Origin of the sequence: Sphingomonas sp. Leaf38 (assembly GCF_001421825.1) — a bacterium.
Lineage (GTDB): Bacteria > Pseudomonadota > Alphaproteobacteria > Sphingomonadales > Sphingomonadaceae > Sphingomonas.
On the sequence record NZ_LMLD01000012.1, the window covers coordinates 164,574 to 177,928 of the forward strand.

Below are 13,355 nucleotides of genomic sequence, written 5' to 3' on the forward strand. Positions count from 1 at the left end.
CCCTCCCCGTTCCGGGGAGGAATTAGGGGAAGTCACCCTCACCGCCCACGTCTCCAAGGGCACCTATATCCGCAGCCTCGCGCGCGACATAGCGCTGGCGCTCGGAACCGTCGGCCACGTCACCATGCTGCGCCGCATCAAGGCGGGTCCGTTCGACCTCTCCGCCGCGATATCGCTGGACAAACTGGACGAACTCGCTAAGGCCTCCGCGCTTGAAGATGTACTTCTGCCCTTGAGGGTGGCGCTGGACGACATCCCGGCTCTCTCCCTCACCCCCGACCAGGCAGGGGCGCTCCGACAGGGGCGTATCTTGGCCGGGATCGCCGCAGACGATGGCCAATACTTTGCCGAGCTGGACGCCGTCCCGGTCGCGCTGGTCGAGGTCGAGGACGGAGACGTCCGGGTCGTTCGCGGTTTCAATCTGTGATGTCGTAGGACGAATTCATGACGATTACCGCTGAACGCAAGACCGAGCTCGTCAAGGAGCATTCGCGCGCCGAGGGCGATACCGGTTCGCCGGAAGTCCAGGTCGCGATCCTGACCGAGCGCATCAAGAACCTGACCGAGCACTTCAAGGGCCACAAGAAGGACAACCACTCGCGTCGTGGTCTTCTCATGATGGTCAACAAGCGCCGGACGCTGCTGGATTATCTCCGTCACAAGGACGGCCAGCGCTACCTGGATCTGATCGCGAAGCTCGGCCTTCGCAAGTAACCGAAGGGGCGGCCGAAAGGTCGCCCCTTTTGGCATTATGGCAAAAAGATTCTAGACAGGCGGCGCGCGCGACACGCAGCGTACCCCAATTGGACCCCGGCCTTCGCCGGGGAAGACTTTAGGGAAAGGCAATTCGGCCGATCCCTTTGGGAGCGACAACTCGCTCCACACCGCCGCGGGCCGGCTAAGCCCGCACATAGGCCCCGTTCGCATCTGGCGACCGGAGTGAAGGAAAAAGAATGTTCGATACCAAAACCGTAAGCGCCCAGTGGGGCGGCAAGACGCTGACGCTCGAGACCGGCCGCGTGGCCCGTCAGGCAAACGGCGCCGTGCTCGCCACCCTCGGCGAGACCGTCGTTCTGTGCGCCGTCACGGCTGCACGGACCGTCAAGGAAGGGCAGGATTTTTTCCCACTCACCGTCCATTACCAGGAGAAGTTCTCCGCGAGCGGCCGCATCCCCGGTGGCTTCTTCAAGCGTGAGCGCGGCGCGACCGAAAAGGAGACGCTGACCAGCCGTCTTATCGATCGCCCGATCCGTCCCCTCTTCCCAGAGGGTTTCTACAACGAGATCAACGTGATCTGCCAGGTTCTGTCGTATGACGGCGAGAATGAGCCGGACATCCTCGCGATGGTTGCGGCGTCGGCGGCGCTGACGATCTCGGGCGTGCCGTTCATGGGCCCGATCGGCGCAGCACGCGTCGGCTATGTCGACGGCGCCTACATCCTCAACCCGACGCTCGACGAAGCCAAGGCGGGTGACCTCGACCTCGTCGTCGCCGCCACCGGCCAGGCCGTGATGATGGTCGAATCGGAAGCCAAGGAGCTTTCGGAAGAGATCATGCTCGGCGCGGTCCAGTTCGCGCACAAGGCGTGCCGCGAAGCCGCCAACCTGATCATCGATCTGGCCGAGCAGGCTGCCAAGGATCCGTGGGAAATGGCCGAGCAGGCCGACCTGTCGACCGCCAAGGACAAGCTGAAGAAGCTGATCGGCAAAGACATTGCGGCCGCCTACAAGGTGACCGACAAGTCCAAGCGCTCGGACCTGCTGAATGCCGCACGCGCCAAGGGCAAGACCGCCTTTGCCGATGCGACCCCGCAGGACCAGATGGCGGCCGGCAAGCTGATGAAGAAGTTGGAGGCGGAGATCGTCCGCGGCGCCATCCTCAAGGACGGCACCCGCATCGACGGCCGCACCACCACGCAGATCCGTCCGATCGAGGCGATGGTGCATTTCCTCCCGCGTACGCATGGCTCGGCCCTGTTCACGCGCGGCGAGACGCAGTCGATCTGCACCACCACGCTCGGCACGCGCGACGCAGAGCAGATGATCGATGGCCTGAACGGTCTGTCGTACGAAAACTTCATGCTGCACTACAACTTCCCGCCATACTCGGTCGGTGAAGTCGGTCGCTTCGGTGCGCCCGGTCGTCGCGAAGTCGGCCACGGCAAGCTCGCTTGGCGCGCGCTGCACCCGGTGCTGCCGTCGAAGGAAGAGTTCCCGTACACAATCCGCGTTCTGTCGGACATCACCGAGTCGAACGGCTCGTCGTCGATGGCGACGGTCTGCGGCGGTTCGCTCTCGATGATGGATGCGGGCGTTCCGCTGAAGCGTCCGGTGTCGGGCATCGCGATGGGCCTGATCCTCGAGGGCAAGAACTTCGCGGTTCTGTCGGACATCCTGGGCGACGAGGATCACCTCGGCGACATGGACTTCAAGGTGGCTGGCACGTCCGAGGGCATCACCACGATGCAGATGGACATCAAGATCGCCGGCATCACCGAAGAGATCATGGGCAAGGCGCTGGCACAGGCCAAGGAAGGCCGCGCGCACATCCTGGGCGAAATGGCCAAGGCGCTCGACCACACCCGTGAGGAACTGTCCGCACACGCACCGCGGATCGAGACCTTCACGATCGAGAAGTCGAAGATTCGTGAAGTCATCGGCACCGGCGGCAAGGTGATCCGCGAGATCGTCGCGCAGACCGGCGCCAAGGTCGACATCGACGACGAGGGCGTGATCAAGGTGTCGTCGTCCGACCCCGCGCAGATCGACGCTGCGATCAAGTGGATCAAGGGCCTCGTCGAGGAAGCCGAAGTCGGCAAGGTCTATGACGGCAAGGTCGTCAACCTGGTCGATTTCGGTGCGTTCGTGAACTTCATGGGTGGCAAGGACGGTCTCGTCCATGTGTCCGAAATCAAGAACGAGCGCGTCGAGAAGGTCTCGGACGCGCTGAGCGAAGGCCAGGAAGTCAAGGTCAAGGTCCTCGAGATCGATCCGCGCGGCAAGGTTCGCCTGTCGATGCGCGTCGTCGACCAGACGACCGGCGAAGAGCTGGAAGATACCCGCCCGGCGCGTGAGCCCCGTGAGGGTGGCGATCGTGGTCCGCGCGGCCCGCGTCGCGATGGCGATGGCGGTCGTGATGCCGGTAACGGCGGCGGCGGTCGTGGTCCGCGCGGCGAAGGCGGCGGTGACCGTGGTCCCCGTGGCCCGCGTCGTGACGGCGATGGCGGTCGTGATGCCGGCGGCAACGGCGGTGGCCGTGGCCTGCGTCGTGACGGCGGTGGCGGCGAGCGCGCGCCCCGCGCTGAGCGCTCGGACGGCGACAAGGCCCCCGAGTTCGCGCCGGCGTTCCTGACGGGCGATCGCGACTAAGTCTTTGCGACTTAACATAAATTAATGCAGGGGCTCGGGAAACCGGGCCCCTTTTTCGTTAGACCAACCGCCTGCCGCATTGTTTCACGAAGAAGACGGTTAATCTCGGAACGGAGCAATGGGCCAGCAGTTCGAACCGATATGAATTGCACCCTGAAGTCCGTCATCCTCGTCGTCGACGACGATCCTCTCGTCCGCGTCCACTCTCACTTGGCCCTAGAGGACGCAGGTTTCGAAGTAGTCGAGGCCAGTAACGCCCGCGACGCCTTGGCGCGTCTCGAGGAACGCCCCGACATCGGCGCGCTGTTCACCGACATCAGAATGCCGGGCCACCTCGATGGCGTGGGCTTGGCCAACGCGGTTTACGATCGGCGTCCGGACATCGCCATTCTCGTCACGTCGGGTGCGGGCGAGATTTGCGAGACGACGTTACCCGGGGAGGCCCGCTTCATCGCGAAACCCTATACCGGCGCGCAGTTAAGCCGGCTGTTGCACAAGCAGCTCGATTGACAGCGTTCGCGACGACCGTTGCGGATTAACGTTTGGCTTACGCCCCGCCGCTATGTCGCCCTACCGAGGCAATAGGTGAGGCGCAGTGGCGCGAGGCGACAACGATATTCCTGCGGCCCGGCGTCATGAAGGTCTTAGACGCTTCACGCTGTCCACATCGCGATTGGCTGAACTCGGCAAGCTAAGCGTCGCCGTTTTGGTTTTTGCGGTAATTTTCGGGGGCGGTCTGTTCGTGATGCAATCGCGCGCCGCGATGCGGGCAGCATCCGCGACGCTGCCCAACCGCGCGCACCCAAGCGAATGCGCACTGTGGTTTATCGGCAGTTCGACAATCCAGAAATGGACGACGCTGGCGAGCGACATGGCGCCTTTGGACGTCCGCAACCGCGGGGTCGACGGCGCGACGATGCCCGAGTTGCTGCAAATGGTCCGTAACGAACCCCATGGCGCGCCGCCTCGCGCGATCGTCTTCTACGCGGGTGAGAACGATATCGCCAAAGGAGCAAGCGCCGCCGACGATGTCGCCAATCTACGGACATTCCTGGCACTTAAGTCGGCGAAATGGGGTAATGTCCCGGTCGTGATCGTGTCGCTCAAACCGACGCCGACCCGGTGGGGCAACCTCCCAGAACAGACCAGCTTCAATACTGCCGCGCGCGCGATCGCGCGGCGTACGCCCGGCGCGACCTTCGTCAACATCGTCCCGCTCTTCTTGGTCAACCATCGGCCCGGTGCATTTTATGTCGATGACGGCATCCATCTGAATTCGAAGGGCTATGGCAGGCTGACCTCTGCGATGAAGCCGGTACTGACGGCAATCGTTCGACACACGTCTGCACGGGCGTGTCCGCCATCGCTCGAAGCGCGGTCCACAGGTCCGGCGATCGTTCGGCTATGAGCCCGGGCGCAGCCGGCACCAGGATCGAAGGTCTGTCGATGTGGCGGGCGATCCTGATGCTCGGCGGCGTCATCCTGCACGGTGCGATCGGCTTGGAACATATCCCCGTATTTGCCACGATCCCGCTGATATCGCACGCATTCCGGATGGGGAGCTTCATGCTGATTTCCGGGCTGTTGTGCGGGTACGCCTTGGCGCGCCGCCGGTCACCGCTGGCATGGCTGGGTCGGCGCACCGTTCAGATCGGCATGCCGCTGCTGGTCGGGCTACTCGTGATATGTCCGCTGATCGGCTACATGCTCGACGATCTTCCCGATCGCACGCGCTGGCCCTTTGTGATCGCGCAGGACTGGTATCACCTCTGGTTCCTTGTCGCGTTACTCGCCTACGCGCCGCTCAGCTACGCGTTCCACCAGTGGGATCGCCGCTCCGGCGCAATCGCTCGGATCGAGCGCGCTCTCACCAATCGTTCAATTGGCTCCAGCCGGTCGGCGCAGACAATCATACTCCTCGCGACCGCGCTTGCTTGCTGCGCGCTGATGATGCTTACGCGACAGGTTCTGGCGGGGCATACCCCGCCGCGCTATGCCGCGCCTTTGTCGCACATCCAGCTGATGCTCGGTTATGCCCCCTTCTATCTGCTCGGGTTCCTGCTCGCGAGGTCGCCGATGCTGTTCCGGACGATGACTCACTCGATCCGGACACCGGTCATCATCTTGGTCTGCGTTGGTATCACCTATGCGAGCTGGTTCGGCGGCGCGAGCCTAGCGCTTGATCCGCTCCGCCGGGCGATCGTCGGCGATCTCGTCGAGCTTATCGGCATGGCGGTCTGCCCGCCCGCCGCATCGATCTTGATCCTGCGCTCGGCCGTGAAGATACGGACCATCCCGACGATCGTTCGGCGATTTGCCGATGCATCGTTCACGATTTATATCCTGCACTTCCCAATCATCATCGCGACAAAGTTGATACTCGTGCGCGTGTCATGGAACCCTTATGCCGCGTTCGCATTCACCATCGCGCTGGCATCGGCAGTCGCATATGCAGCGCACGTCCTGCTGGTAGAACGCTACGGACCCGCGGCGTTTCTCTTGAACGGACGCTATCCGGAGGCGGCAAAGGCATCTGCCGGCACGATCGCGTGAGGACAACGCCATGGCCTAAAAGCCGCATCTTGGACTGACCATGCTTGAAGTGGGGAGCTTCTGTTGCTCGGTGCTCCCCGTACCGCCGGTTTCCACTTCTGTTGCCCGGTGTGGCCCGAACCGCGCTTTCGTCCGTATAACTTAGGTCGTTAGACCGTCAGTTATGCGGCAATTGCGAGTGCTTCGTTATCGTTGGCACTTGTGTATGGGCCGTTGCGGTGGTCCCATTCCGAGCGAAACATAGCGTCGTTGAACACACGTCGATCCTAGTTCGACCCCGTCATCGTCCCCCTCTTGCGAAGAGGGCGGTGGTGGAGTCGCCGGGTACTGCCCCCGGGTCCGCTGTGTCTATGACACGCCACGGTTTATCGCCATAGCCGCCAAGAGATAATTCCCCCGACGGCAAGCCCGATATAGGGAAGGCGCAGCGCGTTGAAAAGCCCGGCGGGCGCGGCTTTTTTGTCCCGATCCGCGAAGTCTTAGCACGCAACGTGCCAAACCGCCTTCCGCTCGCCACAAACCGCGTGCATAGCAATCTGCATTATGTTGACGCAGCGCTCCCGCTACGCGCTTCGCGCGATGATCTTTCTTGGCGGGGCCCCCGTCGGTGGCCCTCCGATCCCGATGACTCGCATCGCTGCCGAAGCGAACGTGCCGCGCAAGTTTCTTGAGCTGATCCTTGCCGATCTGCGCGAATCCGGCCTGCTCCACAGCCATCGCGGCAAGATGGGCGGCTATCGCCTGTCGCGCCCCAGCCACCTGATCTCGCTCGGCGAGATCATCCGGATCATCGAGGGGCCGCTCGCGCTCGTCCCGTGCGTCAGCCGGACGGCCTACCGGCCCTGCCTCGACTGCAAGAGCGAGGCGGATTGCGCGATCCGCTATGCGATGATGCGCGTCCGCGACGAAACCGCGCGGATCCTCGACGGCACGAGCCTGGCGGATGCAAACGCCGAGGATCTCGCCGCCGCGTGAAGTTTTCCTTCTCCCCATCGGGGAGAAGGTGGCGCGGCAGCGCCGGATGAGGGGGTGTTGGGATCCCGCGCCGAAGCCTCAGGCCCCTCACCCTTCCGTCGCCTAACGGCTCCTTCCTCTCCCCGCAGGGGAGAGGGACAGGGCGGTCACCCCCTGGCCTTCAGCTCGTCGCGGATCTCGCGCAGCAACGCGATCTCGACCGGCTCGGGTGCAGGCGCGACCGGGGTCGCCTCTTCCTCGCGCTTCAGCCGCGCGGTCTCGCGCTCGATCAGCGCCGCGGTGCGGTTCACCACGCGCAGGATCATGAAGATGATGCCCGCGACGATCACGAAATTGACGAGCTGCGTCGCAAACGCGCCATAGCCGAGCAGCGGCACGCCCGCCTTCTTGAGCGCCGCATAGTCGCTGAGCGAGCCCGCATAATTCGCCGGCACCGGCCCCATCCGCCAGAAATAGCTCGAGAAATCGAGCCCGCCGAAGATCTTGCCGATCACCGGCATCAGCACGTCGTCGGTCAGCGACGTGACGATCTTGCCGAACGCCGCGCCGATAATCACCGCGATGGCGAGGTCGAGCACGTTGCCGCGCATGATGAACGCCTTGAATTCCTTGAGCATCCCCGCCCCCTTTTCAAATCTCCCATAAAGTTAACCGCCGATTTCGGTTTCGCCAACCCTGCCGGCTGTCCTATGAGGGCGATACAGCTATTCAGGAGAACCCCGATGTCACGTGCCCCAATCGCCCGCGGCGCCGCCGCGATCCTCCTCGCATCCGCGCTCGCGGGCTGCGGGATCAACAGCATCCCGACCGCCGAGGAAACCGCAAAGGCACGCTGGGCCGACGTCCAGAACGACTATCAGCGTCGCGCCGACCTGATCCCGAACCTCGTCGCCACGGTGAAGGCGGCGGGCGCACAGGAGAAGGATATCCTCGTCCAGGTGACGCAGGCGCGTGCCGCGGCGAACTCGGTCCAGGTGTCGGCGGAGGACCTCTCCGATCCGGCCAAGATGGCGCAGTATCAGCGCGTCCAGGGCGCGGTCGGAGTCTCGCTCCAGCGGCTGCAGGAGGCGTATCCCGAGCTGAAGAGCCAGGGCAACTACACCACGCTGATGAGCCAGCTCGAAGGCACAGAGAACCGCATCACGATCGCGCGCCGCGATTACAACGGCGCGGTGCAGGCGTACAACACCAAGATCCGCACCTTCCCCGACGCGGTCGGCGCGAAGATCTTCTACGGCGCCAAGCCAATGGTCCCGTTCGCGGCGACCACGCCGGGTGCAGAGACCGCGCCGACGGTAAACTTCGGCAACGCGAGCTGATGATGGGGTCTGCGCGATGATCCGCTACCTTGCCACGCTGGCCTGCGCGGTGCTGCTGGGAAGCGGCACCGTCACCTGGGCCGCCACCGCGCAGACCTTGCCCAAGTTCACCGGCTTCGTCGTCGATGCGGCCAACGTCATCCCGCCCGACCAGGAAGCGGCGCTGACCAAGCGGCTCGACGACCTGCAGAAATCGTCGGGCAACCAGCTCGTCGTCGCAACCGTGCCGAGCCTCGACGGCTATCCGATCGAGGATTACGGCAATCGCCTGATCCGGAGCTGGGGCGTCGGGTTGAAGGACGCGAACAACGGCGCGATCCTGCTGGTGGCGCCGAACGACCGCAAGGTGCGGATTGAGGTCGGCTACGGGCTCGAACCCGTACTGACCGACGCGTTCTCCAGCGTCGTCATCAACCAGCAGATCCTGCCGCGGTTCAAGGCAGGCGATATTCCCGGCGGCATCGTCGCGGGGACCAATGCGGTCGCGGACCAGCTCGCGCTCCCCGATGCGGAGGCGCGCGCGAAAGTGGCGGCGGCGGCGGCCGAATATGACAAGACGCATCGCCGGTCGGGTTCGAGCGGCGGCGGCGTGCCGATCGGGCTGATCTTCTTCGGGATCGTGCTCGCGGCGATCGTCATCCCGATGCTGTCGCGGCGCGCCGGTGGCAGGCGCTATACCGATGGCGGTAGCGGCGGTGGCAGCGGCGCCCTGCCGATCGTGCTGTGGAGCATCGCCGACGCGATGACCCGTGGTGGCGGTGGTGGCGGCGGCGGCTGGAGTGGCGGCGGCGGTGGCGGCGATAGTGGGGGCGGCTGGGGCGGCGGCGGTTTCGGCGGTGGCGGCGGTGGATCCGGCGGCGGCGGCGGCGCATCGGGGAGTTGGTGACATGCGGCTGAGCGAAACCGATCACGACCGCGTCACCGCGGCGGTGACGCAGGCGGAGACCGCGACGACCGGCGAGATCGTCACGATCGTCGCGCGGCAGTCCGACTCCTACCATGACGTATCGATGCACTGGGCCGTGCTCGGCATGCTGCTGACGCTGGCGCTGCTCGCGTTCCGGCCGGTTGCGGCGGACCATATCTATGCGCGTCTCGTCGATCCCTGGGCGCAATCCGCCCCGCAGGGCGCGCTCTACGCTATCGCGCTGGTGCTGGTGACGCTGGTGTTCCTCGGCGTGCGGCTCGTTCTGGCGGCGACTTCGGTGCGCGTTGCGCTGACCCCGGGGGCGACCAAGGCGCGTCGCGTCCGGCGGCGCGCGCTGCTGCTGTTCCGCGCGGGCGCCGAGAAGCGCACCAGGGGCGCGACCGGCGTGCTCCTCTATCTATCGCTTGCCGAGCACCGTGCCGAGATCATCGCCGACGATGCGATCCACTCGCGCGTGCCGAACGAAACCTGGGGTGCGGCGATGGCGGCGGTGCTGGCCGGCGTCCGCGACGATCGCCCCGCCGACGGCATGGCCGATGCGGTCGCGCAGATCGGCCGCGTGCTCGCCGAGCATTTCCCGCGTACCGGTGCGCCGGTCAACGAACTTCCCGACAGGCTGATCGAACTATGAGCAAGACCGTATGGGCGGGCAAATTCCTGACCGTCCAGACCGAGGGCACGTGGGAATTCGCCGCGCGTCAGGGCCAGATCGCCGCGGCGGTCATCGTCGCGATCGACGATGGCGACGTGATTCTGGTCGAACAGTTCCGCGTTCCCTTGGGCCGCGCCTGCCTCGAACTGCCCGCGGGGCTGGTCGGCGACGAGACCGCGGGCGAGAGCGTCGCGGTGGCGGCCGGGCGCGAGCTTGAGGAAGAGACCGGCTACCGCGCCGACTCGATCGAAGATCTGGGCGTGTTCTACTCGTCGCCCGGGATGACCTCGGAATGCTTCACGCTGGTGCGTGCGACCGGGCTGACCAAGGTCGGTAACGGCGGCGGCGACAGCGACGAGAACATCACCGTGCACCGGGTTCCGCTGGCCGAGGTGCCGGCGTTCGTCGCGGCGAAGCGCAAGGCCGGCATCGCGATCGACACTAAGATGCTGCTGATCCTGGCGGGGTCCATACTCTAGCCCAGCCCCAGGCCGTCATCCTGGGCTCGACCCAGGATCCAGAGCCACGAGCGTCCGTGCCCGTAACTCTGGATCCCAGCCTTCGCTGGGATGCCGGTAAGACAGCAGCCGCGCGGCGAGCGCGCCCCGCTTACTTGAAGTTGTCGGCGTAGCTCTGAAGCTTCAGCGTCTTCTGCGGCGCAGGAACGACGGTGTACCCGAACCCTTCACGCTCGCAGTGCGCGATCGCCGCCTCCGCGGTCGGGAACAGCAGCCGGAGCTGGTCGCGCGTGTCGCCGCTGCCGGCCCAGCCGGTCAGCGGGTCGGGGCGCTTGGCCTCCGAGGGTTCGAATTCGAGCTGCCAGGCGTCGGTCCGGTGCTTGCCGGACTGCATGGCGTTCTTGGGGCGCTGGAAAATACGGGCGGTAGGCATGGATGCTCCCTTATCGCGAACCGGCGCCCCTTGCATCCGCCTTTTTCGTCCGCAGCGTGGCCGAGGCCGCGGCGGGGTCGTCGGGCCAGGGATGCTTGGGGTAGCGCCCGCGCATTTCCTTCGCCACCGCGGTCCAGCTGCCCGCCCAGAATCCCGGCAGGTCGCGCGTCGTCTGGATCGGTCGGCCGGCGGGCGATGTCAGGCTCAGCACCAGCGGCACGCGGCCCTCGCCGATCACCGGATGCACGCCGAGCCCGAACAGCGCCTGGACGCGGAGTTCGACGCGCGGGCCGCCCTCGGCCGCATAGTCGATCGCGTGCGTGCTGCCGGCGGGGCTGGTGAAATCGGGCGGGGCAAGGCGGTTGATCGTCTGCATCGCGTCCCAGCCGAGCAGGTTGCGCAACGCTTCGGCCAGCGCACCGGGCGCGATCGCATCGAGCCGGCGCTTGCCCGCCAGTAGCGGGGCGAGCCATTCCTCCACCCGGTCGAGCAGCGTCGCGTCGTCGAGCGGCACGCCGGCATAGGTGGCACGGTCACGCAACGCCTGCGCGCCGTCGCTCCACGCGAGTTGGCCGAGGCCATGCTCGCGGACGCCGGCCAGCAGCGCGGCGAGAATCGAGTCCGGATCCGCGCCGCTATCGGGGCCGCTGGACAGACGAATCGCGCCGAGCCGGCGTTCGCGCAACGCCTGGATCCCGCCGGTCGTGGAATCGAACACCACCGTGCGGCGCGATTCGATCCGGTCCGCGAACAGCGTTTCGACCGTGGCCTGCTCGATCGCAACGGCCGAGAGAATGCGTGCGCCCGCCGCCGAGCCTTGCGTGTCGGCGACCGCGAGCCATTCCGACCGCGCCAGCGGCGAGGTCGGGTCGAGCCGGAACCCCCGCCCGCCGACCGAAGCCCAGGTCTCCCCGGAGGCATCGCGCCGGCGCGCGACCCGATCGGGGAAGCCAAGCGCGACGCATACCTCTGCTCCCCTCCCGCCTGCGGGAGGGGTCGGGGGAGGGGCTGACCCAGCAACGCCGCGCCCCTGGTGTATGTCACGCCCCCCCCCAACCCCTCCCGCAAGCGGAAGGGGGGCAAGTTTCGCCCATCTCTCGGCCATCCCCCGCGCCGCCTGCGCCTTCGGCCCGCGCTCGGTCTTCCACCGGCGAAGACGCGTTTCGAGATCGACGTCCTGCCCGCCAATCCCGCGCTCGCCGAGCAGCACCGCAACCTGCGCCGCGACCGGCGCGAGGCCGCGCTCCCCCGCCCGCAACAGCATATGCGCCAGCCGTGGGGGCATCGGCAACTTCGCGATCGCGCGTCCGTGCGGCGTCGGGCGGCCGTCCTCGATCGCCTCCAGCGTCGTCAGTCGCGCCATCGCCTCGTCGATCGCAGCAGCCGGGGGCGGATCGATCCAGCGCAACTCACGCGGATCGCCGACGCCCCACAGCGCGCAGGCGAGCACCAGCGCCGACAGGTCCGCCTCCAGGATCTCGGGCGGATCGTAGCGCGGCAGCCCCGCGGTCGCCGCCTCTTCCCACAAGCGATACGCGACGCCCGGCCCAAGGCGGGCAGCGCGGCCGGCGCGTTGCGTCACCGCGGCCTGGCTTGCGCGCTCGGTCACCAGCCGAGTCATCCCCGCGGCGCGGTCGTAGCGTGGGCGCCGGGCGAGGGCTGAATCGACGACGATGCGGATCCCGTCGAGCGTCAGGCTGGTCTCGGCGATGCTGGTGGCGAGCACGACCTTGCGGCGGCCATCGGGTTCGGGAAGGATCGCGGCACGCTGCGCGGCGGGGTCGAGGCTGCCGTGAAGCTCGTGCAGCACGATATCGTCGGGAAGATTGGCGAGCCGGTCGGCGGTGCGTTCGATCTCCGCGACGCCGGGAAGGAAGGCGAGCACGCCGCCTTCCGCTTCGCCGAGCGCGCGACGGATCGCCGACGCGACCGAATCCTCGATCCGCAATTCCGCCTGGCGGCCGATATGGCGCAGCGTCAGCGGATAGCTACGCCCTTCGCTCTCGATCACCGGAGCGCCGTCCATGAGCGCAGCGAACCTAGCGCCATCGAGCGTCGCCGACATCGCGACGATACGCAGGTCGGGCCGGAACGCCGCCTGCACGTCGAGCGCGAGCGCGAGACCGAAATCGCCGTCGAGACTGCGCTCATGCACCTCGTCGAACAGCACCGCGGAGATGCCCGCGAGTTCGGGATCGCCCTGGATTCGCGCGACGAAGATGCCCTCCGTGATCACCGTGACCCGGGTCGCGGCGGACCGCTTGCTGTCCATGCGGGTCGCATAGCCGAAGGTCTGGCCGACCGGTTCGCCCGCGGTCGCCGCCATCCGCTCGGCCGCCGCCCGCGCCGCCAGGCGCCGCGGCGACAGCAGCAGGATCTCGCCGGCGCACCATGGCTCGGCTAGCAGGGCCGGCGCAACCGCGGTGGTCTTGCCCGCACCCGGCGGCGCGACGAGCACCGCCGATGATCGCGCGCGCAAAGCGGCGAGCAGGTCGGGCAGCACGGCAAGGATCGGCAGAGCAGGCGGAGTCATCGGCGCCTGCTGCCACAAGCAAAGCCGCGGCGACAGCGTTCGGGCTGCAAAACGTCGCATGCCGCGGTTCAATCCTCCCCCAATCCGACGACGGCGACCCGCCGCACCACCGACAGGTTGCGGGGCGGGTTGTCGC

At 66.5% G+C, this 13,355-nt stretch carries 13 protein-coding genes, 1 other RNA gene and 1 pseudogene; 11 read left to right on the forward strand and 4 right to left on the reverse strand.

Annotation, left to right across the window (positions count from 1 at the left end; all coding sequences use genetic code 11):
- The 6 genes and pseudogenes from ASE88_RS19635 to ASE88_RS16375 all read left to right on the forward strand — a co-directional run.
- Positions 1 to 427: pseudogene (locus ASE88_RS19635) on the forward strand (tRNA pseudouridine(55) synthase TruB); the annotation flags it as partial.
- A gap of 17 nt (positions 428 to 444) precedes the next feature.
- Positions 445 to 714: a 30S ribosomal protein S15 gene (gene rpsO, locus ASE88_RS16355; RefSeq protein WP_055881152.1), complete on the forward strand. Its 270-nt coding sequence runs from the start codon at positions 445 to 447 to the stop codon at positions 712 to 714.
- 239 nt (positions 715 to 953) lie between these two features.
- On the forward strand, positions 954 to 3,368 hold the full coding sequence (pnp, locus tag ASE88_RS16360) for a polyribonucleotide nucleotidyltransferase (protein ID WP_056479947.1): 2,415 nt from the start codon (positions 954 to 956) through the stop codon (positions 3,366 to 3,368).
- 141 nt (positions 3,369 to 3,509) lie between these two features.
- Entirely contained in the window at positions 3,510 to 3,878 is a 369-nt protein-coding gene (locus ASE88_RS16365) for a response regulator (protein ID WP_055881156.1), read from the forward strand.
- A gap of 163 nt (positions 3,879 to 4,041) precedes the next feature.
- Positions 4,042 to 4,776, forward strand: coding sequence for a GDSL-type esterase/lipase family protein (locus tag ASE88_RS16370; protein ID WP_056479950.1), 735 nt, complete (start codon positions 4,042 to 4,044; stop codon positions 4,774 to 4,776).
- Positions 4,773 to 5,921, forward strand: a complete 1,149-nt coding sequence (locus ASE88_RS16375) for an acyltransferase family protein (RefSeq protein ID WP_056479953.1) — start codon at positions 4,773 to 4,775, stop codon at positions 5,919 to 5,921. Before ASE88_RS16370 ends, ASE88_RS16375 begins: the two co-directional genes overlap by 4 nt.
- Positions 5,922 to 6,008: 87 nt before the next feature.
- Here ASE88_RS16375 and ssrA read toward each other — a convergent pair.
- Positions 6,009 to 6,364, reverse strand: a transfer-messenger RNA (tmRNA) gene (gene ssrA, locus ASE88_RS18485).
- Between the two features lie 100 nt (positions 6,365 to 6,464).
- Here ssrA and ASE88_RS16380 point away from each other — a divergent pair.
- Complete coding sequence (locus ASE88_RS16380; protein ID WP_055881164.1) at positions 6,465 to 6,896, forward strand: RrF2 family transcriptional regulator; 432 nt, start codon at positions 6,465 to 6,467, stop codon at positions 6,894 to 6,896.
- A gap of 146 nt (positions 6,897 to 7,042) precedes the next feature.
- Here the strand turns inward: ASE88_RS16380 and mscL are convergent, their stop codons facing one another.
- Positions 7,043 to 7,513 (reverse strand): large conductance mechanosensitive channel protein MscL, encoded by a 471-nt coding sequence (gene mscL, locus ASE88_RS16385; RefSeq protein ID WP_056411685.1) that lies wholly within the window; start codon positions 7,511 to 7,513, stop codon positions 7,043 to 7,045.
- Positions 7,514 to 7,618: 105 nt separating this feature from the next.
- Here mscL and ASE88_RS16390 point away from each other — a divergent pair, with 105 nt between their 5' ends.
- Genes ASE88_RS16390 through ASE88_RS16405 form a run of 4 tightly spaced genes read left to right on the forward strand, consistent with a single transcriptional unit; the run spans position 7,619 to position 10,274 of the window.
- Positions 7,619 to 8,215 (forward strand): LemA family protein, encoded by a 597-nt coding sequence (locus ASE88_RS16390; protein ID WP_056479956.1) that lies wholly within the window; start codon positions 7,619 to 7,621, stop codon positions 8,213 to 8,215.
- A gap of 16 nt (positions 8,216 to 8,231) precedes the next feature.
- Entirely contained in the window at positions 8,232 to 9,101 is an 870-nt protein-coding gene (locus ASE88_RS16395) for a TPM domain-containing protein (RefSeq protein WP_056479959.1), read from the forward strand.
- Between the two features lies 1 nt (position 9,102).
- Positions 9,103 to 9,774, forward strand: a complete 672-nt coding sequence (locus ASE88_RS16400; protein WP_056479962.1) for a TPM domain-containing protein — start codon at positions 9,103 to 9,105, stop codon at positions 9,772 to 9,774.
- Positions 9,771 to 10,274: an NUDIX hydrolase gene (locus ASE88_RS16405; protein ID WP_055881178.1), complete on the forward strand. Its 504-nt coding sequence runs from the start codon at positions 9,771 to 9,773 to the stop codon at positions 10,272 to 10,274. Before ASE88_RS16400 ends, ASE88_RS16405 begins: the two co-directional genes overlap by 4 nt.
- 130 nt (positions 10,275 to 10,404) lie before the next feature.
- On the opposite strand, the gene ASE88_RS16410 is transcribed toward ASE88_RS16405, so the two are convergent.
- A complete protein-coding gene (locus tag ASE88_RS16410; protein ID WP_055881180.1) occupies positions 10,405 to 10,686 on the reverse strand; it encodes an ETC complex I subunit in 282 nt (93 codons plus the stop codon).
- Between the two features lie 10 nt (positions 10,687 to 10,696).
- Positions 10,697 to 13,219, reverse strand: coding sequence for an ATP-dependent helicase HrpB (gene hrpB, locus ASE88_RS16415; protein WP_055882335.1), 2,523 nt, complete (start codon positions 13,217 to 13,219; stop codon positions 10,697 to 10,699).
- Positions 13,220 to 13,355 lie beyond the last annotated feature (136 nt).

Excerpts from the sequence above, each read along its gene's own strand:
- rpsO (WP_055881152.1), top strand. The coding sequence starts at position 445 with ATGACGATTACCGCTGAACGCAAGACCGAGCTCGTCAAGGAGCATTCG.
- pnp (WP_056479947.1), top strand. The coding sequence starts at position 954 with ATGTTCGATACCAAAACCGTAAGCGCCCAGTGGGGCGGCAAGACGCTG.
- ASE88_RS16365 (WP_055881156.1), top strand. The coding sequence starts at position 3,510 with ATGAATTGCACCCTGAAGTCCGTCATCCTCGTCGTCGACGACGATCCT.
- ASE88_RS16375 (WP_056479953.1), top strand. The coding sequence starts at position 4,773 with ATGAGCCCGGGCGCAGCCGGCACCAGGATCGAAGGTCTGTCGATGTGG.
- ASE88_RS16380 (WP_055881164.1), top strand. The coding sequence starts at position 6,465 with ATGTTGACGCAGCGCTCCCGCTACGCGCTTCGCGCGATGATCTTTCTT.
- mscL (WP_056411685.1), bottom strand. The coding sequence starts at position 7,513 with ATGCTCAAGGAATTCAAGGCGTTCATCATGCGCGGCAACGTGCTCGAC.
- ASE88_RS16390 (WP_056479956.1), top strand. The coding sequence starts at position 7,619 with ATGTCACGTGCCCCAATCGCCCGCGGCGCCGCCGCGATCCTCCTCGCA.
- ASE88_RS16395 (WP_056479959.1), top strand. The coding sequence starts at position 8,232 with ATGATCCGCTACCTTGCCACGCTGGCCTGCGCGGTGCTGCTGGGAAGC.
- ASE88_RS16400 (WP_056479962.1), top strand. The coding sequence starts at position 9,103 with ATGCGGCTGAGCGAAACCGATCACGACCGCGTCACCGCGGCGGTGACG.
- ASE88_RS16405 (WP_055881178.1), top strand. The coding sequence starts at position 9,771 with ATGAGCAAGACCGTATGGGCGGGCAAATTCCTGACCGTCCAGACCGAG.
- ASE88_RS16410 (WP_055881180.1), bottom strand. The coding sequence starts at position 10,686 with ATGCCTACCGCCCGTATTTTCCAGCGCCCCAAGAACGCCATGCAGTCC.
- hrpB (WP_055882335.1), bottom strand. The coding sequence starts at position 13,219 with ATGACTCCGCCTGCTCTGCCGATCCTTGCCGTGCTGCCCGACCTGCTC.